The 23,854-nt window shown below is 71.5% G+C and carries 23 protein-coding genes; 15 read left to right on the top strand and 8 right to left on the bottom strand.

The features are described 5' to 3' along the window. Positions 1 to 11 precede the first annotated feature (11 nt). Genes CHC11_RS07765 through pknB form a run of 6 tightly spaced genes read left to right on the top strand, consistent with a single transcriptional unit; the run spans position 12 to position 8,456 of the window. Positions 12 to 509, top strand: a complete 498-nt coding sequence (locus CHC11_RS07765) for an FHA domain-containing protein FhaB/FipA (protein WP_089310872.1) — start codon at positions 12 to 14, stop codon at positions 507 to 509. After that, positions 506 to 2,092 carry a Stp1/IreP family PP2C-type Ser/Thr phosphatase gene (locus CHC11_RS07760; protein WP_089310871.1) on the top strand — a complete coding sequence of 529 codons (1,587 nt, stop codon included), beginning with the start codon at positions 506 to 508 and terminating at the stop codon, positions 2,090 to 2,092. The genes CHC11_RS07765 and CHC11_RS07760 overlap by 4 nt, the downstream gene beginning before the upstream one ends. Further along, entirely contained in the window at positions 2,093 to 3,679 is a 1,587-nt protein-coding gene (locus tag CHC11_RS07755; protein ID WP_089310870.1) for an FtsW/RodA/SpoVE family cell cycle protein, read from the top strand. It begins immediately after the preceding gene. Between the two features lie 16 nt (positions 3,680 to 3,695). Further along, positions 3,696 to 5,171, top strand: coding sequence for a peptidoglycan D,D-transpeptidase FtsI family protein (locus CHC11_RS07750; RefSeq protein WP_245918875.1), 1,476 nt, complete (start codon positions 3,696 to 3,698; stop codon positions 5,169 to 5,171). Beyond that, complete coding sequence (locus CHC11_RS07745) at positions 5,168 to 6,613, top strand: serine/threonine-protein kinase (RefSeq protein WP_089310868.1); 1,446 nt, start codon at positions 5,168 to 5,170, stop codon at positions 6,611 to 6,613. The genes CHC11_RS07750 and CHC11_RS07745 overlap by 4 nt, the downstream gene beginning before the upstream one ends. A gap of 22 nt (positions 6,614 to 6,635) precedes the next feature. Then, positions 6,636 to 8,456, top strand: coding sequence for a Stk1 family PASTA domain-containing Ser/Thr kinase (gene pknB, locus CHC11_RS07740; protein WP_089310867.1), 1,821 nt, complete (start codon positions 6,636 to 6,638; stop codon positions 8,454 to 8,456). Between the two features lie 219 nt (positions 8,457 to 8,675). On the opposite strand, the gene CHC11_RS07735 is transcribed toward pknB, so the two are convergent. From CHC11_RS07735 to CHC11_RS07720, 4 genes are read right to left on the bottom strand one after another with little or no spacing between them, the layout of a single operon-like run. Beyond that, positions 8,676 to 9,278, bottom strand: coding sequence for an anthranilate synthase component II (locus CHC11_RS07735; RefSeq protein WP_089310866.1), 603 nt, complete (start codon positions 9,276 to 9,278; stop codon positions 8,676 to 8,678). A 6-nt stretch (positions 9,279 to 9,284) separates the two neighbouring features. Next, positions 9,285 to 9,473: a hypothetical protein gene (locus CHC11_RS07730; RefSeq protein ID WP_089310865.1), complete on the bottom strand. Its 189-nt coding sequence runs from the start codon at positions 9,471 to 9,473 to the stop codon at positions 9,285 to 9,287. Between the two features lie 8 nt (positions 9,474 to 9,481). Continuing rightward, positions 9,482 to 10,123, bottom strand: a complete 642-nt coding sequence (locus tag CHC11_RS07725) for a class E sortase (RefSeq protein ID WP_245918873.1) — start codon at positions 10,121 to 10,123, stop codon at positions 9,482 to 9,484. A 23-nt stretch (positions 10,124 to 10,146) separates the two neighbouring features. Next, on the bottom strand, positions 10,147 to 10,902 hold the full coding sequence (locus CHC11_RS07720; RefSeq protein WP_089310864.1) for a DUF881 domain-containing protein: 756 nt from the start codon (positions 10,900 to 10,902) through the stop codon (positions 10,147 to 10,149). 81 nt (positions 10,903 to 10,983) lie between these two features. On the opposite strand from CHC11_RS07720, the gene CHC11_RS07715 reads away from it, so the two are divergent. Beyond that, the gene (locus CHC11_RS07715; RefSeq protein WP_089310863.1) at positions 10,984 to 11,241 is read left to right on the top strand and encodes a cell division protein CrgA; all 258 of its coding nucleotides are present in this window, start codon (positions 10,984 to 10,986) and stop codon (positions 11,239 to 11,241) included. Between the two features lie 187 nt (positions 11,242 to 11,428). On the opposite strand, the gene CHC11_RS07710 is transcribed toward CHC11_RS07715, so the two are convergent. Continuing rightward, complete coding sequence (locus CHC11_RS07710; RefSeq protein ID WP_089310862.1) at positions 11,429 to 12,325, bottom strand: rhomboid family intramembrane serine protease; 897 nt, start codon at positions 12,323 to 12,325, stop codon at positions 11,429 to 11,431. A gap of 72 nt (positions 12,326 to 12,397) precedes the next feature. Further along, positions 12,398 to 12,922 (bottom strand): peptidylprolyl isomerase, encoded by a 525-nt coding sequence (locus CHC11_RS07705; protein ID WP_089310861.1) that lies wholly within the window; start codon positions 12,920 to 12,922, stop codon positions 12,398 to 12,400. 170 nt (positions 12,923 to 13,092) lie between these two features. Here CHC11_RS07705 and CHC11_RS07700 point away from each other — a divergent pair, with 170 nt between their 5' ends. Continuing rightward, entirely contained in the window at positions 13,093 to 13,569 is a 477-nt protein-coding gene (locus CHC11_RS07700; protein ID WP_089310860.1) for a hypothetical protein, read from the top strand. Positions 13,570 to 13,680: 111 nt separating this feature from the next. Beyond that, positions 13,681 to 14,490: an acyltransferase gene (locus tag CHC11_RS07695; RefSeq protein ID WP_089310859.1), complete on the top strand. Its 810-nt coding sequence runs from the start codon at positions 13,681 to 13,683 to the stop codon at positions 14,488 to 14,490. A gap of 75 nt (positions 14,491 to 14,565) precedes the next feature. Here CHC11_RS07695 and CHC11_RS07690 read toward each other — a convergent pair whose 3' ends face one another. Both CHC11_RS07690 and CHC11_RS07685 read right to left on the bottom strand, forming a co-directional pair. Next, positions 14,566 to 16,059: a DEAD/DEAH box helicase gene (locus tag CHC11_RS07690; RefSeq protein ID WP_342749960.1), complete on the bottom strand. Its 1,494-nt coding sequence runs from the start codon at positions 16,057 to 16,059 to the stop codon at positions 14,566 to 14,568. 167 nt (positions 16,060 to 16,226) lie between these two features. Further along, the gene (locus CHC11_RS07685) at positions 16,227 to 16,688 is read right to left on the bottom strand and encodes a rhodanese-like domain-containing protein (RefSeq protein ID WP_089310857.1); all 462 of its coding nucleotides are present in this window, start codon (positions 16,686 to 16,688) and stop codon (positions 16,227 to 16,229) included. 108 nt (positions 16,689 to 16,796) lie between these two features. Here CHC11_RS07685 and CHC11_RS07680 point away from each other — a divergent pair, with 108 nt between their 5' ends. From CHC11_RS07680 to CHC11_RS07655, 6 genes are all read left to right on the top strand, one after another. After that, positions 16,797 to 17,780 (top strand): helix-turn-helix domain-containing protein, encoded by a 984-nt coding sequence (locus tag CHC11_RS07680; RefSeq protein WP_089310856.1) that lies wholly within the window; start codon positions 16,797 to 16,799, stop codon positions 17,778 to 17,780. A 521-nt stretch (positions 17,781 to 18,301) separates the two neighbouring features. Then, a complete protein-coding gene (locus CHC11_RS07675; RefSeq protein ID WP_089310855.1) occupies positions 18,302 to 19,693 on the top strand; it encodes an iron-containing redox enzyme family protein in 1,392 nt (463 codons plus the stop codon). A gap of 121 nt (positions 19,694 to 19,814) precedes the next feature. Beyond that, entirely contained in the window at positions 19,815 to 20,177 is a 363-nt protein-coding gene (locus CHC11_RS41130) for a Rieske 2Fe-2S domain-containing protein (protein WP_089310854.1), read from the top strand. After that, positions 20,174 to 21,259 (top strand): 50S ribosomal protein L11 methyltransferase, encoded by a 1,086-nt coding sequence (locus CHC11_RS07665; RefSeq protein ID WP_089310853.1) that lies wholly within the window; start codon positions 20,174 to 20,176, stop codon positions 21,257 to 21,259. The genes CHC11_RS41130 and CHC11_RS07665 overlap by 4 nt, the downstream gene beginning before the upstream one ends. Continuing rightward, positions 21,256 to 22,725: an iron-containing redox enzyme family protein gene (locus tag CHC11_RS07660; protein WP_089310852.1), complete on the top strand. Its 1,470-nt coding sequence runs from the start codon at positions 21,256 to 21,258 to the stop codon at positions 22,723 to 22,725. The genes CHC11_RS07665 and CHC11_RS07660 overlap by 4 nt, the downstream gene beginning before the upstream one ends. Continuing rightward, a complete protein-coding gene (locus tag CHC11_RS07655; protein WP_089310851.1) occupies positions 22,722 to 23,840 on the top strand; it encodes an amidinotransferase in 1,119 nt (372 codons plus the stop codon). The genes CHC11_RS07660 and CHC11_RS07655 overlap by 4 nt, the downstream gene beginning before the upstream one ends. Positions 23,841 to 23,854: the final 14 nt, after the last annotated feature.

The following is a 23,854-nucleotide window of genomic DNA, read 5'->3' as shown; positions in this document are numbered from 1 at the left end:
CCCCGACTCCGATGTCCCCATTCACCCTCACGCTGATCAAGCTGGCGTTCCTCGCGGTGCTGTGGCTGTTCGTCATCGCGGCCGTCGGCGTGATCAGGGCCGACCTGTTCGGCTCGAAGGCCGCCTCGAAGGCGGCCACGCGCGCATCCCAGCCCCGTCCCCCCCGGGCCGCGAGGCAGCCGAAACCACCGCGGCCGCAGCCCAGCGCCCAGAACGGCGCCCCGACCAAGCTGGTGGTCGTCCAGGGCGAGCGGGCCGGCACCGTCATCGACCTCACCGGGGTGCCCATCACCATCGGCCGCGCCAATGACGCCACGCTCGTCGTGACCGACGACTACGCTTCGAGCCGGCATGCCCGACTTTTCGCGCAGGACGGTCAGTGGATCGTGGAAGATCTCGGCTCGACCAATGGGACGTATCTAGGACGCACGAAGGTGAGCCGGCCGATGCCGGTTCCCCCGGGCGTTCCCGTCCGTATCGGCAAGACCGTGATCGAGCTGCGCAAATGACTCTGGGAATCCGCTACGCCGCGCGCTCCGACGTCGGCATGCTGCGCGAGGGCAACGAGGACTCGGCGTACGCGGGCGCGCACCTGCTCGCGGTGGCCGACGGGATGGGCGGGCACGTCGGCGGCGAGATCGCGAGCGCCGCGGCGATCGAGGCGCTGCGGGGGCTCGACAAGGACCTCCCCGCGACCGAACTGCTGGCCGCGCTGGAGCACACGGTCAAGACGGCGAACGACAACCTGCACCGCATCGTGGAGTCCGACCCCGCCCTGCAGGGCATGGGGACGACGCTGACCGCGATGCTCTGGGCGGGCAACCAGGTCGCGCTGGTGCACATCGGCGACTCGCGCGCCTACCTGCTGCGCGACGGCAGCCTGTTCCAGATCACGCACGACCACACGCTGGTGCAGTCCCTGGTCGACGAGGGCCGGATCAGCCCGGACGAGGCGGCCTCGCACCCGCAGCGCTCGCTGCTGCTGCGGGCGCTCGACGGCCGCGGCGAGGTCGATCCGGACCTGTCGCTGCGCGAGGCGAAGACCGGCGACCGGTACCTGCTGTGCTCGGACGGCCTGTCCGGCGTCGTCACGGCGGAGACGATCTTCCAGGTGCTCACGGAGGTGGACGACCCCGAGCAGGCCGTCCGGCAGCTGATCGACCTGGCGAACCGGGGCGGCGGCCCCGACAACATCACCTGCGTCGTCGCCGACGTGGTGGACCTGGAGCGCCAGCCCCCGACGGGCGGCCCCGGCCACGCGGTGGGCGCGGCGGCCAACGCGGCGCCGCCGGAGCCGCCGGGCGGGGGCACGGGGCCGAACACGACCGTCGCCGACACCCCGGCGAGGCGGGCCGCGCAGCTGCGCGACACCCGGCCCCATCCGCCGGTGGCGGTGGACGAGATGCCGCCGCCGCAGGCCCCGATGCCGATGACCGACGCGATGGGCCCCCCTCCGGCGCCGGGCGCGATGCCGCAGGCCCAGCGGATGGGGGGACGGCGGGGCGGCACGCGGCGCTGGACGTGGCTGGTCGTCGTGGCGGGCGTGGTCGTCGTGGGCGTCGTGGCGGGCGGGTTCGTGCTGCTGCAGAACGTCCGGAACGGCTACTACGTCGGCGCGAACAAGGCCGGCGAGGTCGTCCTCTACCGCGGGACGACGCAGAAGGTGCCGGGCCTCAGCCTGTCCCGCGAGGCCGCCGAGAAGGAGCAGCCGAAGCAGCCGATCCTGGTGGCCGACCTTCCGCAGGACCTCCAGCAGCAGGTCAAGGACACCTACACCGTCGACGGCCCGAAGGCGCTGAAGCAGCTGGAGAGCGCCGTCTGCAAGTACTCGCTCATCGGAGAGGGCGGCAAGGTCGCCATGGTGAAGGGCCGCGAGCAGCAGAACTGCCGGCAGACCTCCGTCAAGAGCAGCGACATCCGGATCGACGAGCTGCCCGCCTCGGACGTGACCGCGGTCGAGAAGGGCACCCTCGTGTTCATCGGGCAGAAGGCGGCGCAGGCCAAGCTCGACCAGCTCGGCGCGCACCGGGAAGAGTGCAAGCAGCGCACCCCGTCCATCAAGGACTGCCCCTCCAGCGGGGGGAGCTCGTAGATGCAATCGATCGGGGAGCAGATCAGGGCCCACCTCCCGTACCAGCGGCGCAACGCCGCCTCGCTGGCGCTTCTCGCCTTCGCGATGATCCTGACGCTGTCGGCGTTCGCGGAGGTCGGCCTCGCCCGTGACGGGAACATCCCCGGCGGCCTGTTCGTCTACGGCGGCGGCCTGGCCGTACTGGCGTTCGTCGCCTACCTCATCCAGGCGAAGTTCACCCCCTACGCCGACCCGCTGCTGCTGCCGCTCGCCGTGGCGCTGAACGGCATCGGGCTGGCGATGATCTACCGCCTGGACCTCGACACCAGCCACGACCGCAAGGCCGCGGCGGCCGCGGGCAAGAAGCTGCTCCCCGACGCCGCCGACGCGCCCGGCCAGCTGATGTGGACGTTCATCGGCATCGCCCTGTTCGTCGGCGCCGTGCTGATCATGCGCGACACCGACAAGCCCGACGCGCCGATGTCGTTCACGCCGAAGACCGCGCAGCGCTACACGTACCTGATCGGGCTCACCGCGGTCATCCTGCTGCTGCTCCCGATCGTCCCGGGCATCGGCGCGGAGATCAACGGCGCCCGGGTGTGGATCCATCTGGGTCCGTTCTCGGTGCAGCCGGGCGAGTTCGCGAAACTGCTGCTGGTGGTCTTCTTCGCCGGATACCTGGTGAACAAGCGCCAGGCGATGTCGCTGATCGGCAAGAAGGTCGGACCGATCAGCCTGCCGCGGGCCCGCGACCTCGGCCCGATCATGGTGATCTGGTTCTTCTGCCTCGGCGTCCTGTTCATGCAGAAGGACCTCGGCACCGCGCTGCTGTTCTTCGGCCTGTTCGTGTCGATGCTGTACATCGCGACCCAGCGGGTGTCCTGGGTGGTGATCGGCATGGGGCTGCTGGCGATCGGCATCTTCATCGCGACGCTGCTGCCGTTCATGGGCCACGTGAACCAGCGCATCGACATCTGGCAGAACCCCAAGCCGTACTTCGACGGCGGCTGCCTGCTGGAGAGCGGCAAGGTCGTCCCGGTCAACCCCGACACCACCATCTACAAGAGGTACAAGGCGGAGGGCAGCATCTCGCCGGGCTTCTCGGCCTGCGCCGAGCTGGGCGGGGAGTACTCCGACAGCGCGCAGCTGATGAAGGGCCTGTTCGCGCTCGGCCAGGGCGGCGTCCTCGGCACCGGGCTCGGGCAGGGTGAGCCGTGGCGGACGCCCCTGTCCTTCAGCGACTTCATCTTCGACTCGCTCGGCGAGGAGCTCGGGCTGACCGGGTTGATGGTGCTTCTGTTGATATACGCGTTGATCGTGCAACGCGGGATGAAGACGGCCGTGGCGGCGCGGGACCCGTTCCTGAAGCTGTTCGCGGGCGGCGTGTCGTTCGTGCTGGCCCTCCAGGTCTTCGTGATCGTCGGGGGCGTCACGCGGCTCATCCCGCTCACCGGCCTGACGACGCCCTTCCTGTCCCAGGGCGGCTCGTCGCTGATGGCCAACTGGATCCTGATCGCGATCCTGGTGCGGATGAGCCATGACGCGCGCAAGCCCGCCCCGCAGGCGATCCAGGACGAGGGCATGACCCAGATCGTGAGCACGAGGTGACTTCCCCCCTATGAACATGGACAAGCCGGTTCGGCGGGTGGCGATCTTCGCGTTGCTGCTGTTCTTCGGCCTCATGGCGCAGATCAACTACGTCCAGGGCAGCCAGGCGGAGGACCTGCGGACCGACGCGCGCAACAGCCGCCAGTACGCGGACGTGTTCAACTCCCCGCGCGGCCAGATCTCGGCGGGCGGCGAGGTGCTGGTGACCTCGAAGGAGACCGGCAAGGACAATCCGAAGTACGGCCGGACCTACAAGGACGGGCCGGTCTTCGCGCCGATCACCGGGTACTTCAACGGCAACGCCACCCAGGTCGAGCGGGCCTACAACTCGCTGCTCGGCGGCAAGGACACGCGGATCACGCAGCAGCGCTGGTTCGACACGTTCATCGGCAAGAAGGCCGAGGGCGCGAACGTCGAGCTGACGATCGACCCGCGGGCGCAGCGCACCGCCTACGAGCAGCTGAAGGCCCGGACGGCGAGCGGCCGCCGCGGCGGCGCCGTGGTGATCGACGTCAAGACGGGCGCGGTGAAGGTGGCGGCGTCGTGGCCGTCGTTCGACCCGAACGAGGTCGCGCCGCAGACCGGTGAGAAGGGCGGCAAGCGGCTGGAGCAGCTCGACAAGGGCGACGGCGTCGTCAAGCCGCTGGTCGACAACGCGCTCAGCCAGACGTTCCCGCCCGGTTCCTCGTTCAAGGCGGTGGTGTCGGCGATCGGGATGCAGAAGCTCGGTCTCAACAGCTCCTCGACGGTGAACACCGGGCAGCTGATCCTGCCGGAGTCGGGCCGTCCGCTGCCGAACTCGCACGACAGCGGCAGCTGCGCCGGGTCGGCCCCGCTGCGCGGCGCGTTCGCCGAGTCCTGCAACACCTCGTTCGCGAAGATGGCGCTGGACCTGGGCATCCAGGAGCTGCACGACGGGGCCACGAGGTTCGGGTTCGGCAAGCACGTCCAGCTGGAGCCCGACATGTACGCCGCGGAGAGCGACGTCCCGGTCTCGATCAAGGACGCCAAGGGCAACACCATCGAGACCGGCAAGGACGGCACGGCCCGGTCCGGTATCGGCCAGGAGAACGTGCGGGCCACGCCGCTGCAGATGGCGATGGTCGCCTGCTCGATCGCCAACGGCGGCAAGATCATGAACCCGTACGTGGTGCAGAAGGTCCGCGCGAAGGACCAGAGCGAGCTGTACAACGTCTCGCCGAAGGAGTTCGGCGAGGGGATGACCGGCGACCAGGCGGGCCAGCTGGAGGACATGATGCGCGCGGTGGTCACCGAGGGCACCGCGAAGAACCTGGCCGGGATGCGGATCGCCGGCAAGACCGGCACCGCCGAGCAGGGCCCGGGCAACCCGAACGCGAACTGGTTCGTCGGGTTCAGCCCGACCCAGAACCCGCGCTACGCGTTCGCCGTCATGACCGAGGCCCCGGGATCCGGCGCCGCCAACGCGGGCCCCATCGCCGGGGCGATCATGGCGAAAGTCCTGCAGAAGTGAGTACGGGCCTCGTCCTGAACGACCGGTACCGGCTGCTGGAGCGGCTGGCGATCGGCGGGATGGGCGAGGTCTGGCGCGCGTCCGACGCGCTGTCGGGGCGGCTGGTGGCGGTGAAGCTGCTGCGCCTGGAGATGGGTTCGGACATGCGGGCGCGCGGCCGCTTCGAGTCGGAGGCGCGCTTCGCGGCGGAACTGCGGCACCCGGGGATCGCGCGGGCGTTCGACTACGGCGAGCAGGCCGGCCGGACGTTCCTGGTGATGGAGCTGGTGCCGGGCGAGCCCCTGGACGAGATCCTGGCCCGCGACGGCGGGCTGCCGCTGGAGGCGGTGCTCGACCTGGTCGTCCAGGCGGCGCGGGCGCTGGCGGTCGCGCACGCGGCCGGGATCGTGCACCGCGACGTCAAGCCGGCGAACCTGATGGTGGCCCCGGACGGCACCCTGAAGATCACCGACTTCGGGATCGCCCGCCGGCTGGCGGCGGCCTCGCAGACCCAGACCGGGATGGTCATGGGGACCGCGCACTACATCTCGCCGGAGCAGGCGCAGGGCCTGGAGCTGTCCCCGGCGGCGGACCTGTACTCGCTGGGCGCGGTGGCATACGAGTGCCTGACGGGCGCACCGCCGTTCGACGGGCCGACGGCGGTGGAGGTGGCCCTCAAGCACGTCCGGGACGCCCCCGCGGAGCTACCGGGACGGGTGCCCGAGTCCGCCCGCGAGCTGGTCATGGAGATGCTCTCGAAGGAGCCGCGGGACCGCCCCGCGGACGCGGACACGGTCGCCGCCCGGGCGCTCGGGATCCGCGCGTCGCTCAGCACGGGCCGGGCCGGCGCGACCCGCGAGGCCGCCCGGCTGGACGCGGCTCGCAGGCGCGCACACCGGTCCCCCGCCACCGGCCCGGATCCCCTTCCCGCAAGATCGTCTACTTTGTCGGGTTTTGACGCTGACGGAGGGGCGGATAACCTCGCCAGCGGACCGGTGTCCGGGCAACGGCGCTCGGCACTGGCGTACGCGTCCGTCGCGGCCGTCGTGCTGGTCTGCGTGATCGTCGTCGGCTCCCTGTGGAAGGGGCTGGCCTTCGCCGGACCGGGCGAGGACGAGCGGGAACCGCCCGCCGCCCCCGCCACCCGGCCGGTCGGGGACGGCAGTGTCGACGATCCGGCGTCCACCCCCGCCGCCCCCGGCACCCCGCCGCGGCACACGGCCCGGAGCACTCCGAGGCCGGCTGTCCCGCCACGGCACCGGACGCATAGGATCCGTCCGTCAACGCAGGCGCCGCCCAAGGCGTCCCTCTCACACAAGCCATCTCCGAATCCGCCCCGGGCGACTCCCACCGCCCCCGAGCCCACACCCGCACCGACGGGGAGCACCACGACTCCGTCAACTCCGAGCCCGGATCCCCCGCCGACCCCGGAGGGGAAGCTAGGTTCTGGAGACAAGGTGTAGACGTACGAGGGAAAGTGCACATATGAGTCAACCTCGGCTGCTCGGCGGCCGCTACGAGCTCGAAACGGTGATCGGGCGCGGCGGCATGGCCGAGGTCTACCGTGCCCGGGACCGCCGTCTCGATCGCATCGTCGCGGTCAAGACGCTGCGGTCCGACCTGGCCCGTGACCCCACGTTCCAGGCCCGGTTCCGGCGCGAGGCCCAGTCGGCCGCGTCGCTGAACCACCCCTCGGTCATCGCCGTGTACGACACGGGCGAGGACATGATCGGCGACACCTCGATCCCGTACATCGTCATGGAGCACGTGGACGGGAGCACGCTGCGCGACCTGCTGAGGGAGAACCGCGCGCTGCTGCCGGACAAGGCCCTGGAGATCACCGACGGGATCCTGCGGGCGCTGGACTACAGCCACCGCGGCGGCATCGTGCACCGCGACATCAAGCCGGCCAACGTGATGCTCACCCGGCAGCACGAGGTCAAGGTCATGGACTTCGGCATCGCCCGGGCCATGGCCGACACGGCGTCCACGATGACGCAGACCGCCCAGGTGATCGGGACCGCGCAGTACCTGTCGCCCGAGCAGGCGCGCGGCGAGCGGGTGGACGCCCGCAGCGACATCTACTCGACCGGTTGCGTGCTGTACGAGCTGCTCACCGGCAAGCCGCCGTTCACCGGCGACTCCCCGGTCGCGATCGCCTACCAGCACGTGCGGGAGGAGCCGGTGCCGCCGTCGCAGGTGGACCCGCAGATCCCGCAGTGGGCGGACGCGATCGTGCTGAAGGCGATGGCGAAGGAAGCCGACCACCGCTACCAGAACGCGACGGAGTTCCGGCAGGAGATCCAGCGCGTCCTGCAGGGCCAGCCCGTGGCGTCGACGGCGGCGTCCACGATGCTGATGAGCGGCCAGCAGCCGCAGGGCACCCAGGTGATGGGCGCCTACGGCGGCCCGGCGCGCACGCAGGTGCGGCGGCCGCAGGACGACGGCTACGGCCTGCCGCCCGCCCACTACGACGACGACGGCGCCGGACGCGGCGGCGCCGGCAAGAAGGCCGCGCTCTGGGTGGGCCTCGCGGTGCTGTTCATCGGCGGCGCCGCACTCATCGGCCTGCTGATGAGCGGCGGCGGGGACAAGGGGGCCGACCAGGTCGCGATCCCGAAGAGCATCGTCAACGTCTCGCAGAGCGACGCGACGGCCCAGCTCACCAAGCTCGGCTTCAAGGTCGGCGAGCCGAAGACCGCCTTCAACAGCGACATCGATGAGGGCAAGGTGATCAGCTCCGATCCGCAGCCCGGCACGGACGCCGCCAAGGGCGCCACCGTGACGCTGCTGGTCTCCAAGGGCAAGAAGCCGCCCACGGAGATCGAGATCCCGGACGTGACCGGCAAGCCGTACGCCACGGCGAAGAAGATGCTGGAGGAGCGCGGGTTCGAGGTCGACAAGAGGGTCGATTCGAACGACACCGTGCCGCGCGGCAACGTGATCTCGACCAGCCCGCCCGGCGGCTCGAAGGCGACCAAGGGCTCGAACGTGACGGTGACGGTGTCGACCGGCCCGTCGAGCATGAAGGTGCCGAGCCTGTTCAACAACAGCCAGCGGGCCGCCTGCGGCAAGCTGGAGGGCCTCGGCCTGAAGTGCAGTGTGCAGAAGGGCACGCCGCCGCCCGACAAGCAGGTCGCGCCCGGCTTCGTGTACGACCAGCAGCCCGGTGAGGGCGCGACGGTCGCGCCGGGGGACACGGTGACGATCTTCGTGGCGCAGAAGCCGCAGACGCCGCCGCCCGGCACCCCGGGCACGCCGACGCCGGGCCTGCCCGGTTTCCCCCCGGGCAACGGCCAGGGCTGACCAGAAGCGATCGAGGGCCCCGTCTCCGGCAGGGAGGCGGGGCCCTCGGGCGTTTCGCGGGCCGTGTCCACGGGGCCGGACGGGGCCCCGGACATGAGAGAAGGGCTTCCGCCACTCGGGGGCAATGGCGGAAGCCCTTCGCTATGGTCTTCGTCGCGACGTCGGGGGACGTTACGTATTTCAACCGAAATTTTCTAGCTTGGGGCGAGATGTGGGTATCTAGCCGCTGCCCGCACGGTGCAGGCGCTGGTCAGCGCAGGTGTCGAGCCAGTTCCGAAGCAGTCGATGGCCGGCGACGGAGAGGATCGACTCGGGGTGGAACTGGACGCCCTCGACGGGCCGGGCGCGGTGGCGCAGGCCCATGACGACGCCGTCGCGGGTGCGGGCGGTCACCTCCAGGACGTCCGGCGGGACGGTCCCGGGCACGACGGCGAGCGAGTGGTAGCGGGTCGCGGCGAACGGGTCCGGCAGGCCGCGGAAGACGCCGGCGCCGTCGTGGTGGATCTCGCTCGTGAAGCCGTGGACGATCTCGGGAGCGCGGTCGACCGTCGCGCCGTGCGCGTGGGCGATCACCTGGTGGCCGAGGCAGACGCCGAGGAGCGGGGTGCCGCGGCGCTCGGCGTCCCGCACGAGGTCGAGGCAGGCCCCCGCGCCGGCGGGGTGGCCGGGTCCGGGGCTGAGCAGGACGCCGTCGACGTCGGCGGCGTCCTGGACGGTGACGTCCGAGCGGTCCCTGACCACGCAGTCGGCGCCGAGTTCCAGCAGGTACTGGACGATGTTGTAGACGAAGCTGTCGTGGTTGTCGACGACGAGGACGCGCATCGCCGGTCAGCCCGGGGTGGCGGAGCCGGACGGCGCCGGGTCCTGCACGACGCCGTGGTCGAACTGGACCTTGGGTTCGACCCACGGGAACACGACGTACCAGAGGAGGACGGCGATCGCGACGAGCAGGCCGAGCGCGGTCGCGGTCTTGGTCTGCCACGCGCCGGGCAACCGGCGCCAGATCCAGGCGTACACGGGGCCTCCTACGTCCCGGCGGCCCGGGCCGACGCCGCACGCGGCCGCGCCTCGGCCAGCTCGCCGAAGATGATCATTCGTTGGGCGGCGGAGTACTTCGGGTGGCAGGTGGTGAGCGTGAGGAGCCGCTCTGCCGGCCGCCGCTTCGGGTGGAACGGGACGGGCGCGGTCACCTCCACCGCCGACGGCTTCACGATCCGCCTGTCGGTGACCTTGTAGACGTACTGCTCGTCCCGGGTGTCGATGAGGATCTCGTCGCCGCGGTCGAGCTCGCCGAGCCGGTTGAACGGCGCGGAGTAGGTCGTCCGGTGGCCGGAGACCACGAAGTTCCCGACCTGGCCGGGCAACGCGCTGCCGGGGTAGTGGCCGGGCCCCTTGCGCAGGTCGGCCAGGTCGACGCCCTCGATCACGACGAAGCGGTAGTGCTCGCCGAACCGGGGGATGCGGATCACGGCGAGGCCCTTTCCGAGCCTGACCCTCTCCGTGGTGACCTTGGCGGCCCGCCAGTTCTTCAGCATCTCGTCGCCGAGCCTGTCCTGCGCGCCCTTGGTGTACTGGCCGGTGCCCCAGAGCTCGTACGTCACGAACAGCATGACGATCAGCCCGGCGGTGATGCACAGCTCGCCCATGCCACGGATCACCGTCCGCACCGCGTCCTCCTCTACCGGGGGGTTCAGCCGCCTCTGGGCGGTTCCGCCGGAACCGTAGCGTGCTTCATGGTCACGTTGCCGGTGTAGGGCGGCAACGTGGCGCGTCCCACCGTCCGCACCGCGTAGCCGAGCCCGTAGGCGCGGACGTACTCGCGGTAGACCGCGATCTCGCGGGACGCGCCGAGCGCCGCGCGCAGCCGGTCCGGATCGCCGACGGCGACGATTCGGAAAGGCGGGGAGTACACGACGCCCTGGAGGATCAGCGTATTGCCGACGCACCGCACCGCGCTGGTCGCGATCACTCGCTGGTCCATGATCTGCATGGCGCGGGCGCCGCCCGCCCACAGCGCGTTGACGACGGCCTGGACGTCGCTCTGGTGCACCACCAGGTCGTCCGGGCGGACGCCGCGGGGCAGCTCGCCCTGCTTCGGCGGCGGCGCGTCGTCCAGCGAGACCCGGACGGCGCGGCCGGCGGCGGGGGTGAACCCGGCCTCGGCGGCCAGCCGGTCGGCCTCGCCCTGAGCGTTTTTCACCCGGGCGTCGTGACGTCCGGCCTCCCGGGAGATACCGTCGACCTGGCGGCGCAGCCGCCGGTACTCGGCGCGGTCCTGCCGGCCCCGGCGCTGCTCCGCGGTGATGAGCTCGGTGATCCTGGTCCGCCCCTGCTCGCGCAGGCTCGTGCCGCGGGCCGTGCTCGCGCTCGCCGCGAACAAGGTTCCCGCAAGGAGCGTGAGAACTGGGATGATGCTTCCCCACGCTGGACGCCGTACGCTGCTCACCAGCGACTACGCTAACCGACAAAACACCCATGCGCGGTCCGGCGCTCCGGCCGCCGGACGCCCGAGGAGATCGATCCCACCGTGGCCAAGTCCAAAGTGCGCAAGAAGGCCGTTTACACGCCCCCGCAGAAGTCCAGGGCCCCCGAGGTCAGCCCGCGCTGGCTCGTGCCGACGATGGTCGGCCTGTGGCTGATCGGCCTCATCTGGATCGCCGTCTTCTACGTGACGGCCAGCACCGGTACGGACGTGCCGTACATGACCGACCTGCACAACTGGAACCTGGGAATCGGCTTCACCGCGATCATCCTGGGCGTGATCCTCTCGACCCGCTGGCGCTGACCGCAACTTATCCACAGGTTGAGGATCTCTCACCGCGCCTTTCCCCAGGTTTTCCACAGCGGGTGTCCACAGGCGCCGGAGCGCGGACGCCGCCGCGCGTGAGCCGTGCAGCCGGTGCAGTCGGTGCAGCGGTGCAGTCGGTGCAGCCGTGTAGCCGTGTAGCCGTGCGCGGCGGCTCCGCGCACGGCTACACCGCCGGGCTCAGCTCGGCGGTCCTGAGCATCACGAGCACCGCGAGCAGCACCAGCACGGCCAGCGGCGCGCCCAAATGGAACAGCCGGCGCCGCGCGTCCGGCGCGTAGGCGTAGGCCGCGGCCAGCGCCGCCCCCACCGCCAGGCCGCCGACGTGGCCCTGCCAGGAGATGCCCGGCACCGAGAACGTGATCACCAGGTTGATCACCAGCAGCACCACGATGGGGCCGACCGGCCCGCCGAGCCTGCGGCCGATCACGAAGTACGCCCCGAACAGCCCGAAGATGGCCCCGGACGCTCCGACCGCCGAGTCCTGCGGGGAGCCGACCATGTACAGCAGCACCGAGCCGCCGAGCCCCGACAGCACGTAGAGGGCGAGGAAGCGCCACCGTCCGAGCACCTGCTCCAGCGCGGGACCGACGGCCCACAGCGCCCACATGTTGAACAGGATGTGGGTGATGCCGAACGATCCGCCGCGCTGGTGCAGGAACATCGTGGTGAACAGCCGGTACCACTCGCCCTCGGCGACCCCGCCGACCTCCCCGCCGGGCAGCACCCCCCGGCCGAGCATCATGAAGTCCCAGACCACGCGCCAGGACGCCAGCTCGGCGAGGTACGCGGCGACGCACGCGCCGATGAGCGCGTAGGTCACGACCGGCACCGCGGCCGCCGAGCCCCGCGCGCCGAGGACCGTCCGGGGAACCGCCCTGCGGGCCCCCCGGCTTCCCTCGGCGACGCACTCCACGCACTGGTGCCCCACCGCCGCGTCCCGCATGCACTCGGGGCAGATGAAGCGGTCGCAACGAGTGCAGCGCACATACGTCTCGCGGCTCGGATGCCGGTAGCAGGTCGGCACCGAGGTCTCGGGAACGGGACTCTGGTCTGTGCTCATCAGTGGCTCCGTGGGCCGTACGTACGGTGGGTGCTCGGCTCACCCGTAGCGGGGTCTCACCGTGACGAACGTCTAACGGCGCTCGATCGTCACCGACTCGATGACGACGTCGTCCTTCGGACGGTCCATCCGCCCGGTCGGGACCTTGCCGATGCGGTCGACGACGTCGGTGCCCTCGATGACCTTGCCGAAGATGGTGTGCCGGCCGGTCAGGTGCTGGGTGTGCGCGACGCTCAGCGTGATGAAGAACTGGGAGCCGTTGGTGCCGGGCCCGGCGTTCGCCATCGCCAGCAGGTACGGGCGGTTGAACTTCAGGTCCGGGTGGAACTCGTCCTTGAACTCGTAGCCGGGGCCGCCGGTGCCGGTGCCGAGCGGGTCCCCGCCCTGGAGCATGAACTGGTCGATGACCCGATGGAAGATCGTCCCGTTGTAGAGCGGCTTGTCCGACTTCTGGCCGGTACGCGGGTCGGTCCAGGTGCGGGTGCCCTCCGCCAGCTCGACGAAGTTCGCCACGGTCTCGGGCGCGTGCTCCGGGTACAGCTGGATCACGATCTTGCCGAGCGACGTGTTGAGCGTCGCGAAGATCTCGTTGGCCACGCTGGCCGCCTCCTCTTGAGATGGGTTCTGTGACGTCCGGTGCGCGGTCCCGGCCAGGCCCGGACCGTCACCCTGAGTGAAAGACGCGTCACGATCGCGGTGTTTACCTCCCGTTCGCAGGGAAGGCTGCCTGACAGGACCTCGCAAACAGGGAGGTTAGCGTGTCCCTAATGATCAATATCCGCCGGAAGCCGCAGGACGAGGTCGTCAACCGGCTCGGCCGCGTCCAGCAGGCGGCCCGTCAGGGCGCCGACGCGTGCCGGCAGGGCGCCGCCGGCGCGGCAGAGCGGATCGGGCCCATCGCGAACGAACGCGTGATGGTCGCCCGCGGCTGGAGCGCACCGAGGCTGCGGCAGGCGGCCCGGTACGTGGAGACCGGGCTCGCCCCGCGGGTGAGCTCGTTCCTGAGCGATGTCGCCGGACGGGTGGAACCGCCGAAGTCGACGGCGAAGCCCGGGCGCGGCGCCCTCATGGCGATGATGGGGGTGGTCGCCGCCGTCGGGGTGGCCGGCGCCGTCGCGACGCGGCGCGGCGCCGTCCGTGACATGGCCAAGGGGTCGAGCGAGCAGTCGGGCAGCGCGACCTCGGCCGACTCCATGACGGTCAGCGGCGCCGACGTGGAAGGTCAGGTGCATTCACCGCACTGAGCCCCGCGAAAGCGCAGAGCGCACAGGTGAAGGGCCCGGCCGCACGGGCGGCCGGGCCCTTCGCCGTCCCCGTGCGGGCGGGGGTTGCTACCACCCGGTACGGTGAACGCCATGTCGCCGAAACGCCCTTTGCGGCAGGTGCTGGCGGCCCGCACTAAGCAGCGGGCGCGCCAGGGCGTGCACACGGCCCTGCACCACGCCTGGGAATGGATCCAGCGGCACGGAGAGATCACCCCGCACACGCCCGGCCGCCGCGAGTTCGCCTATCTGGGCGAGGGCGCCTGCATCGGATTCCCGACCGGCGCGATCTACGGCGAGCCCTGGATCTCGATCGGCGACCACACGCTGGTCGGCACGCACGTCACCATCTCCGCCGGGTTCGTGCCCGGCCTCGACCTCGGGCCGGACGTCGTCGTCCGGATCGGCGGGAGCTGCTCGCTCGGCCGCGGCACCCACATCGTCGGCCACCAGTCGATCGACATCGGCGACGACGTCTTCACCGGCCCGAACGTCTACATCACCGACCAGAACCACACCTACGGCGACCTGCACACCCCGATCGGGCGGCAGTGGCCGGAGAACAACCCGGTCGTGATCGGGGACGGCTGCTGGATCGGCACCGGGGCGATCATCCTGCCCGGCACCCGCCTCGGCCGCAACGTCGCGGTGGCGGGCGGCGCCGTCGTCCGCGGCGAGTTCCCCGACCACTCGGTCATCGGCGGCGTCCCGGCCAAGATCCTGCGCAGCCACGACAAGGAGAACGGGTGGCAGCCGCCCCTGCGCAGCGACCCCCTCATGTCCCTGGACGAGCTCGCGGCCCTCTCGGTGGACGGCCTGGAGGGCCTGCAGATCCTCCAGGACAGGCTGCGCGCCGAGTCCGCCGCCCGTGACGGCGACGTCCTCAGCGAGGAGGCCGGCTGACCGCCTCGGCACGGCGACCGCCCGCCTGAAAGGCGAAGAGCCCCGCCGTCGCCGGCGGGGCTCTTCTGTCGTGGGTCAGCTGGTCCGGGCGGTCCGGCGGTCGCCCCCGTAGGAGGCGCCCCGGCGGTTGCCGTGGGAGCCGCCGCCGGCCCGGGGACCGCCACCGCGGTGCTCGCCGGACGAGTAGGAGCGGTGCTCGCCGCGCCCGCCCTCGCCGTCGCGGCGGCGGTTGCCGCCCTCGCGGTCGAAGGTGCGCGGGCCGCGGCCCCGTCGCCCGCCGGACGGCCGGCCCCGGCCGCCCTCGCGGCGCGCCGGGCGCTCGGGGATGATCGGCTCCTCGATCGGGATGCCGGAGGGCATCCGGGCGCCGGTGAGCTTGGCCAACTCGGAGTCGCCGGTGGTCACCCGGGTGCGGGGCGCGTTGATGCCGGCGCGCCGCGTCATCGAGGACGTGGCGCGGACCTGGTGCGGCAGGACGAGCGTGACGACGGTGCCGCGCTCGCCGGCGCGGGCGGTGCGCCCGGCGCGGTGCATGTAGTCCTTGTGGTCGGCGGGCGGGTCGACGTGCATCACCAGGGACACGTCGTCGACGTGGATGCCGCGGGCGGCGACGTCGGTGGCGACCAGCACGCTGATGGTGCCCTCGCGGAACTCGGCGAGGGTGCGGGTGCGCAGGCCCTGGCTCTTGCCGCCGTGCAGGCCCGCCGCGCGGACCCCGGCCTGGGTGAGCTGCTTGGCGAGCCGGTCGACGCCGTGCTTGGTGCGGGCGAACAGGATCGTCCGGCCCTCGCGGTTGGCGATCTCGGCGATGACGGCGCTCTTCTCCTTGGGCGCCACGAGCAGCAGGTGGTGGTCCATGGTGGCGACGGACTCGTCCACCGGCCCGATCGCGTGCGTGACCGGCTCGTTCAGGTACCGCCGGACGAGGACGTCGACGTCCTTGTCGAGGGTGGCGGAGAACAGCAGCCGCTGCCCGCCGGGCTTGGCGGCGTCGAGGATGTCGGTGACGTCGGGCAGGAAGCCCATGTCCGCCATGTGGTCGGCCTCGTCGAGCACGGCGATCTCGACGTCGGACAGGTCGCAGGCGCCCTGGCGCATCAGGTCCTTGAGCCGGCCCGGGGTGGCCACGAGCACCTCGACGCCGCGCCGCAGCGCGTCGATCTGCTTGAACATCGAGGTCTGGCCGATGACGGTCTTGAAGCGCAGGCCGAGCCCGCGGCCGAGCGGCTCCAGGTTCGTCTGGACCTGCTGGGCGAGCTCGCGGGTCGGGACGAGGATCAGCGCCAGGGGACGCTTGGGGGCGGCCTTGCGGCCGGAGAGGCGGGCCAGGAGCGGCAGCCCGAAGGCGAGGGTCTTGCCGGAGCCGGTCTTACCGCGCCCGAGGACGTCGCGTCCCGTCATGACGTCCGGGATCGCGGCCACCTGGATCGGGAAGGGCGCCTCGATGCCCTGGCGGGCCAGGGCGCTCACCATCACCGGCGGGAGGCCGAGCTCGGCGAAGGTGGGAACCGTCTCCTCGTCCGCGATGGCGGGCATGGTCGGGTTCTGTGCAGCGGCAGCTGTGGTCACGCATTACCTTCCGAGAGGGGGCACGTCTCGGGAGGCACCTCAATGGGCGTGGCCTGCAAGGACGAGCCTGGCGCCGTCGTCGGCGCCGAAGATTGTTACCTAGAGTCTAACGTCGTCGGGGGACGACCTTATGCCCCGTCCCGGAAGGAACATGCGTCACACCGGCCTCAGCAGGCACAGGAGACACCGTCGACGGGGGCCGTGAGCGGGTCCGGCGAACGCCGCGTGACGGCGCCGCCACCGGACTGCACAGGGTAGCCCTCCCGCACCCAGTACTCGAATCCGCCGAGCATCTCTTTGACGGGACGGCCGAGCTTCGCGAACTCCAGCGCCGCCTTCTGGGCGCCGTTGCAGCCCGGCCCCCAGCAGTAGACGACCACGTCCGCGTCCTCGGGGACGAGCGCGGCGGCCCGTTCGGCGATCTCGGCGGTGGGCAGGTGGACGGCGCCCCGGACGTGGCCCTGCGCCCAGCTCTCGGCGCTCCGGGTGTCGACGACGACGATGCCGGGCGCCCCCTCGGCGAGTCGGGCGGCCACGTCGGACACGTCCGTCTCGAAGGCCAGGCGGGCGGCCAAGTGCCGGAGCGCCTCGCCGGCGGTGGCGGCGGGCACCGGGCCGACTGCGTTCATGTGCGGGCTCCCTCGAACGTGAGAAGTCTCTCGTGGCCACCTCGATCCTCGGGTGGCCGCGGCGCGCCCGGAAGTGGCGTGAATGCCGCGTATCGCTAAGATCCCGCCATGCGCGTCGCTGCCCCCTCCCGCCGGCACACCGTGTCGGTGCTGGTGTTCGACGGCATGGCGCCGTTCGAGCTCGGCACGGTCGTCGAGGTGTTCGGGCTGCCCCGGCCCGAACTGGACGTCCCCTGGTATGACCTGCGGGTCTGCTCGCTGGAGCGCGGCCCGATGCGGGCGGTGGGCGGTTTCACGATGACGACCGAGCACGGGCTGGACGCGTTCGCGTCCGCGGACACCGTGCTGGTCGTCGCCGTCCCCGACGTGCGCCGGGACCCGCCGCCCGAGGTCGTCGCGGCGCTCCGGGAGGCGCACGCGCGGGGCGCCCGCGTGGTGTCCATCTGCTCGGGCGCGTTCGCCCTGGCCGCCGCAGGGCTCCTGGACGGACGGGCGGCCACCACGCACTGGCGGTACGCCGACCTGCTACGCCGCCGCTTTCCGGACGTCCGGGTGACGCCCGACGTCCTCTACGTGGACGGCGAAGACGTGCTCACCGGGGCGGGCAGCGCGGCGGGCCTCGACATGTGCCTGCACCTCGTCCGCAAGGACCACGGCGCCCGGGTCGCCAACGCGGTGGCGCGGCGGCTGGTCGTCCCGCCGCACCGGGACGGCGGGCAGGCGCAGTTCGTGGAGGCGGCGGTGGTCCCGCCGGGGGAGGACGACCCGGTCGCGCGGGCCATGGCATGGGCGCTCGACCACCTCGCCGAGCCGATCACGGTGGCCCGGATGGCACGGGAGGCGTGCCTCGCGCCCCGCACGTTCCTGCGGCGCTTCCAGCGGCGGACCGGGACGAGCCCGCTGCGCTGGGTGGTCGGCCAGCGGGTCCTGGCCGCGCTGCCGCTGCTGGAGGAGGGCGGCGCACCGGTCGAGGAGGTCGGCGCGGCGGTCGGCTTCGAGAGCCCGGCGACGTTCCGCCACCACTTCACCCGGACGATGCGAACCTCCCCGTCCGCCTACCGCCGCAACTTCCGCACCACCACAACCCCCTGACCCCCCCGCGCGCCGGGCGCCGGGCGCCGGGTACGGGCGGGCGTCCGATTACGGTCACGAATCGAGGGCCGCCTCCGGGGTTCCTGACCAGCGGAAGTCACCGATGTCAGGGGCGAGTTGCGCCATGGCGGCGAGCGTGGCGCACCCCCGGCGACCGCGAGGGGCAGCGAGGTCAGCGCGTCTGCCAGGGGCCGCGTACGGGCGCCGGCGCCGATCGGCCCGGACGCCCGCAAGATCTATTCCGACAGAGCCGAAACCTCCGGCCGCCCGGCGGGCGGCGTCGAACGCCGGCACAAACTTCCAGCTCAATCGTTGATCATCGGCCAGAGCCTTTGTTAATCTGCCCGGCAGTCGAGGGGAAGCGATCTCTTACTGCTAGTGATAGATCATATCCACTCAGCGACATTTGTTCATCGCATCAACAAATGGAAGCCGTTCTTGTGACCATGGCCGACACAATCGGCCGCGCACGCCTTCAGCTACACCCGACCCTTGAGTAGTCAGGTGAACGGTAAAAGTTAATGACAGTCCAACCGCAGGCAGCCCCTGCCGCCACACGCGCCGGCGGCACCCTCGGAAAGCGGATCCTGGCGTTCGCCGGCCATCCCCTGTTCCGCGGTGACGCCCAGGTCGTCCACGGCCGAAACCCCTACCGCCGCATGCTCGTGCCCGGCTCGCTGGCCGAGTCCGACTTCGACCGCCCGCCGGGGCCCGGCGAGTGGGCGGCCCACCGCTCCCTCGCCGCACACCGGCTGCTCGGCACCTACTACGAGGCCGAGACGGTGCTGCTCCCCGAGCAGGGACTCGACGGCCTGTACGAGGATTTCGACCTCTTCTACGGCCGTGACCTCAAAGAACTCCGGGAAGGCTCCGTCTCGGACCTGGAACGTTTCGCGTTCGGCTGCCTGGACGAGGCGGTGGACGTCAGCGGCGCCGCCACGCCCGAGGTGCTGGAGGCCTACTTCCAGCACGTCGTGGAGGAGGCCGCCGCCGGGCCGTCGCCCGCGCTGACCGCCATCGCGAACGCCCGCGACCGCAGGAGCGCCGCCGACCTGTACCTGGTGCAGCTCGCGCTGGACGGGCTCACCGAGGCCTCCGCGATGTCGCGCAACCTCGCCGGCGCCTACGGCCCCGAACAGTCCGCCCTGTTCAAGATTTTCATCGACGAATTCGGCTACGGGGTCTATGACGCCAAGCACACCACGATCTTCGCCAAAATGCTGCGCAGCCGCGCGATGGCGACCCATGTGCACGCGTACTGGAACTTCTACCTGGCCGGTCCGCTGGCGACGAACAACTACTATTACTACCTGTCCCGCGACCATGCGAAGTTCTTCCGATACGCGGGCGCCGTCACTTATGCGGAGGCTGTTTTCGCGCCCGCGTTCGTGGAAATGATCAAAGTCTTCCGCGGCATATTCGGCGATGCCGTCGATCTGCATTACTGCGACGAGCACGCGCACATCGACGAGCACCACGGGCGCATCACCCGGGACCAGGTGCTGCTGGCCCTGGCCGGGCGGCACGGCCCGCGGGTCGTCCCCGAGCTGCTGCGCGGCATCGCCGAGGCCCGGCTGGTCGGCGGCTGGTTCGAGGACGACACCGCGGCGCAGATCCGCTGGTCGGACGACCTTCCCCGGTACCGGGAGCTCGCCGGTTCGGCGCGGACGGGGTCCGAGCCGCCGGAGCGCGTCGCGCTGACCGCCGAGAGCCCGTTCGGCACGCGCAGCCACGACGGCGACGTCGTCCTGGAGGTGGAACGCGGCGAGGCCGACCTCGTCACGACCCCCACCGGACCGCCCGAGCGGCTGGCGCACGGCGAGGCCTTGCTGATCCCCGGCGGACGCCTCTACGGCATCCGGCCGGCGACGCCGGAGACCGCCTGCCTGCTCCACGCCGTGCCTCCCGCCTGAGAATCCCCACTCCCCTCGACGCTCCCACCGAGACTCCCGTCTCTCCCGCCCCGCCTGACCGCGCCACGCCCTGTGCCGCCCCCGCCCGTCACCGGTCGCGCCCGAAAGACAAGAGGAGCCGATGGCCCGCGTCATCGTGATGGATCTGAGCCGGCACAACACCGTGATGGTCGGACACGACCGCTATTTCGTCCTGCACGAGGGCGAGCGCTCGCTGCTCGTCCGCGACCACTGCCCGCACCGCGGCGGCCCGCTCAGCCTGGCCCGCCGCACCCCCGACGGGCGGCGGCTCAGCTGCCCGTGGCACGGCACGAAGGTCGGCGTCTCCGCCGTGAAGCGCTCCTGCCTGCCGATGGTGCGCAGCGGCGACGAGGCCGTCGTCGTCCTGCCGGACACGGGCGCCCCCGTCTCGGTCATCCACAAGGAGATCCTCGCCAACCTGCCGCCCGACCCGACTCACGACGAAGGAGCCGAGAGCCGATGAACAGCGCACAGCCGCAGACGCAGGGCACGGTCGCCGGGATACGCGACGCGATGGAGCTCGGCGAGTTCCTCAAGTGGGGGCGCGAGCTGCACCACCAGGGCCGCTACGAGGACGCCGCCCGGGCCTTCGAACTGATCCTCGGCATGGACGCCGACAACCAGGAGGCCCTGATCGGCCGGAACCGGGCCGTCCGGTGCTCGGTCCCCCGCTGGCACTGGGAGATGCTGCACGACGAGGAGCGCGCCGAGCTGTACGACCGGGCGATCCGGCAGGCGGTGGCGTCCGACCCGGACGCGCTGGTCCTCGACATCGGCGCCGGGTCGGGCCTGCTGGCGATGATGGCGGCGCGGGCCGGGGCGCGGGAGGTGGTGGCCTGCGAGGGCCAGTCGTCCGTCGCCGAGACGGCGGCGCGGGTGGTCCGGGTGGCCGGGTACGACGACGCGGTCGGCGTCGTGGCGAAGATGTCCACCCGCATGACGGTGCCCGGGGACCTGCCGAGGCGCGCCGGCCTGCTGGTCACCGAGATCGTCGACTGCGGGCTGCTCGGCGAGGGGATCCTCGGCACGATCGCGCACGCCCGCGAGCACCTCCTCGCCCCGGACGCGACGATCATGCCGTCGCGGGGACGGATCATCGCCCAGCTCGTCGAGAGCGAGCCGCTGCACCGCAAGAACCATGTCGGCAAGCTGTACGGGTTCGACCTCGCGCCCTTCAACCGGCTGTCAACGCTGGAGTACTTCGACTCCCGGCTGCACCGGCACGAGCACCGGACGCTGTCGGAGCCGATGACGGTGTTCGAGTTCGACTTCTACACCGCGGACGCGCGGCCGCAGCGCACCGAGCTGACGGTCCAGCCGACGGCCGCGGGCAAGATGCACGCGATCGCGTTCTGGTTCGAGATGGAGCTGCTGCCGGGGATCGTGGTCGACAACGCCCCCGGACGCGACTCGCACTGGAAGCAGGCGATCCAGTGCCTGCCCGTCCCGCTGCACGTCCAGCCGGACCTGCCGGTGTCGCTGGTCGCCGCCCACGACGGCGAGTGCGTCCGCTTCGAGGTCGAGTCCGAGGAGGTGGTCGCATGACGACCGCAACGGAGGCGATCGGCGCGCCGGCGCCGGGCATGGTGACGACGGGTCCGGCGCCGACGGCGGCCGCGGCGAGCGCCCTCGCCGCGTACTGCTCGCAGCAGATCTTCCGGCCGGGGCCCGAGGTCCTCATCGAGGGCAACCCGTTCCGGCGGCCGATCGGCCCGCCCGGCACCGGCGACCGTGACTTCTCCGTCCCGGCGACGGAGGCGGAGTTCCTCGGCAGCGGGCAGCTCGTCGCCGGCCGCGTGCTGTGCAACGCCTACGAGAGCGACATGATCCTGCTGCCCCCCGGCGGGCTGGCCTCGGCGAAGGACGACTTCGACCTGTTCTACGGCGACGAGGTGCGGGCGCTGCGCGACGCCGTCCGGCCGGGCCTGGAGCGGTACGCGTTCTCCTTCCTGGACGACGCCGTCACCGTCCCGCCGGTGCGGACGCTGGGGGAGCTGCAGGCGTACTTCCTCGCGGAGGTCGGCGTGGCCGGGGCGCCCGCCGACGCGTCCGGGAGCAACCCGGCGGTGGACGCGGCGGCCGAGGTGACCGGCACCATGCGGCTGATCACCGAGTGCCGGCGGCCGGAGGAGGCCGCGGCGCTGCACCTCGTCCAGCTCGCCCTGGACGCGCTGACCGAGGCTTCGGCGATGGCGCGCAACCTCGGCGGCTCCTACGGCGTCGAGCAGTCCGAGCTCTTCAAGATCTTCAACGACGAGTTCGGGTACGGGGTCTACGGCGCCAAGCACAGCACGATCTTCAAGGAGATGCTGGCCAGCGTCGGGCTGCGCACCGACCTGCACGCCTACTGGAACTTCTACCTGACCAGCTCCCTGGTCGGGGTGAACTACTTCAACTGGCTCACCGAGGACCACCGCGGCATGTTCCGCTACATGGCCGCCGTGACGTACCTGGAGTGGCTGTTCGCGCAGGGGTTCGCCGACACAGGCGCCATGCTCCGCGCCGTCTACGGCGACCGAGTGGACGCCAAGTACTGCGACGAGCACGCGCACATCGACGTCCACCACGGGCGGATGACCTACGAGAACCTGCTGCTCGGCCTGGCCAGCACGCACGGCGAGATGGTCATCCCCGAGCTGGTGCGCGGCATCGAGGACACCAAGCTCCTGCTGCGCCTCGGCGACGCCGACTTCCGCGCGCAGATCACCTGGGCCGACGACCTCGACCGGCACACCGAGGCGGGCGCCGCGCTGGCGTCCTCCGCGATGGACGACGCCGAGACCAGCAGGCTCCGCCCGGACAGCCCCTTCTGTACCGGCGTGTACGACTCCGACCGGCTCGTGGAGATCACCAGCGGCGAGGCGGACGTGTACGCGTGGGCGACCGACCGCCCGCACCGGCTCGGCACGGGCGACGTGCTGCTGGTGCCGCGCGGCCGCCTGCACGGCCTGAAGGCCGCCTCGCCCGAGGCCCGGGTGACCGTTCGAACCGTCGAGAGGACGTCGCGATGACCGAGAACGCGCCGCCGGCCGGGCGGCCCGCCCCGGTCGGCTCGTACAACGAGTGGGACCCGCTGGAAGAGGTGATCGTCGGCGTCGTCGACGGGGCCGCCGTCCCGCCGTGGCATCCGGCGATCGAGGCGACCGTCCCGCCCGAGGCGTGGGACTTCTACCGCCGCAACGGCGGCGGCGGCTTCCCTGCGGAGCAGGTCGAGGCGGCCCGCGAGGAGCTCGAAGGGTTCGTGTCGATCCTGGAGGGCGAGGGCGTGACGGTCCGGCGCCCCGACCCGGTCGACCAGTCCCGCCCGTTCGGGACCGCCGACTGGACGTCCACCGGCGGCTCGTCGCACACCTTCCCCCGCGACATCGCGCTGGTCGCCGGCGACCAGATCGTCGAGGCGACGATGGGCTGGCGGTCCTACTACTTCGCCACCCACCCGTTCCGGACGATCTTCAAGGACTACTTCCGCCGCGGCGCCCGCTGGGTCGCGGCGCCGAAGCCGCAGCTCACCGACGCGTCGTTCAACCCCGGCTACGCCGCCGCCAAGCCGGAGACCATGTCCCCGGACGACCCGTTCCCCGACGCGACCTCGGTCATCACCGAGTTCGAGCCGATCGTGGACGCGGGCGACTTCATGCGGTTCGGCCGCGACATCCTCGTCCAGCGCAGCCACGTCACCAACCGGTTCGGCATCGAGTGGGTGCGGCGGCTGCTCGGCGGCGAGTTCCGGGTGCACGAGGTCGCGTTCGCCGACGACCACCCGATGCACATGAACGCCACGTTCGTCCCGCTGCGTCCCGGCCGGGTGCTGATCAACCCCGAGCGGGTGCCCGAGCTGCCGGAGATGTTCGCCGACTGGGACGTGCTGATCTGCCCGGAACCCGCCCTCCCCGCCGACCAGACGATGTACTTCTGCAGCCGGTGGATCGCGATGAACACCCTGATGCTCGACCAGGACCGGATCTTCGTCGAGGCGCAGGAGACCGAGCTGCTGCGGCTGCTGGAGAAGGAGGGGTTCACCCCCATCCCCGTCCCGTTCCGCACGGTCAACACCTTCGGCGGCGGCTTCCACTGCGCCACCCTCGACGTCCGCCGCCGCGGCGGGCCCGAGGACTACTTCTCCTGACAACCTGCGATCGA

The organism is Actinomadura mexicana (assembly GCF_900188105.1).
Taxonomy (GTDB): Bacteria; Actinomycetota; Actinomycetes; order Streptosporangiales; family Streptosporangiaceae; genus Spirillospora; species Spirillospora mexicana.
The sequence above is the reverse complement of the archived record's forward strand: the minus strand, read 5'-3'. Positions and strand labels throughout refer to the sequence as shown.

Bases quoted from the DNA above. Each gene is read 5' to 3' on its own strand.
- CHC11_RS07695 (WP_089310859.1), top strand. From the start codon at position 13,681: ATGTCGCCGAAACGCCCTTTGCGGCAGGTGCTGGCGGCCCGCACTAAG.
- CHC11_RS07700 (WP_089310860.1), top strand. From the start codon at position 13,093: ATGATCAATATCCGCCGGAAGCCGCAGGACGAGGTCGTCAACCGGCTC.
- CHC11_RS07735 (WP_089310866.1), bottom strand. From the start codon at position 9,278: ATGCGCGTCCTCGTCGTCGACAACCACGACAGCTTCGTCTACAACATC.
- pknB (WP_089310867.1), top strand. From the start codon at position 6,636: ATGAGTCAACCTCGGCTGCTCGGCGGCCGCTACGAGCTCGAAACGGTG.
- CHC11_RS07760 (WP_089310871.1), top strand. From the start codon at position 506: ATGACTCTGGGAATCCGCTACGCCGCGCGCTCCGACGTCGGCATGCTG.
- CHC11_RS07675 (WP_089310855.1), top strand. From the start codon at position 18,302: ATGACAGTCCAACCGCAGGCAGCCCCTGCCGCCACACGCGCCGGCGGC.
- CHC11_RS07680 (WP_089310856.1), top strand. From the start codon at position 16,797: ATGCGCGTCGCTGCCCCCTCCCGCCGGCACACCGTGTCGGTGCTGGTG.
- CHC11_RS07665 (WP_089310853.1), top strand. From the start codon at position 20,174: ATGAACAGCGCACAGCCGCAGACGCAGGGCACGGTCGCCGGGATACGC.
- CHC11_RS07765 (WP_089310872.1), top strand. From the start codon at position 12: ATGTCCCCATTCACCCTCACGCTGATCAAGCTGGCGTTCCTCGCGGTG.
- CHC11_RS07685 (WP_089310857.1), bottom strand. From the start codon at position 16,688: ATGAACGCAGTCGGCCCGGTGCCCGCCGCCACCGCCGGCGAGGCGCTC.
- CHC11_RS07750 (WP_245918875.1), top strand. From the start codon at position 3,696: ATGGACAAGCCGGTTCGGCGGGTGGCGATCTTCGCGTTGCTGCTGTTC.
- CHC11_RS07655 (WP_089310851.1), top strand. From the start codon at position 22,722: ATGACCGAGAACGCGCCGCCGGCCGGGCGGCCCGCCCCGGTCGGCTCG.
- CHC11_RS07710 (WP_089310862.1), bottom strand. From the start codon at position 12,325: ATGAGCACAGACCAGAGTCCCGTTCCCGAGACCTCGGTGCCGACCTGC.
- CHC11_RS07755 (WP_089310870.1), top strand. From the start codon at position 2,093: ATGCAATCGATCGGGGAGCAGATCAGGGCCCACCTCCCGTACCAGCGG.
- CHC11_RS07660 (WP_089310852.1), top strand. From the start codon at position 21,256: ATGACGACCGCAACGGAGGCGATCGGCGCGCCGGCGCCGGGCATGGTG.
- CHC11_RS41130 (WP_089310854.1), top strand. From the start codon at position 19,815: ATGGCCCGCGTCATCGTGATGGATCTGAGCCGGCACAACACCGTGATG.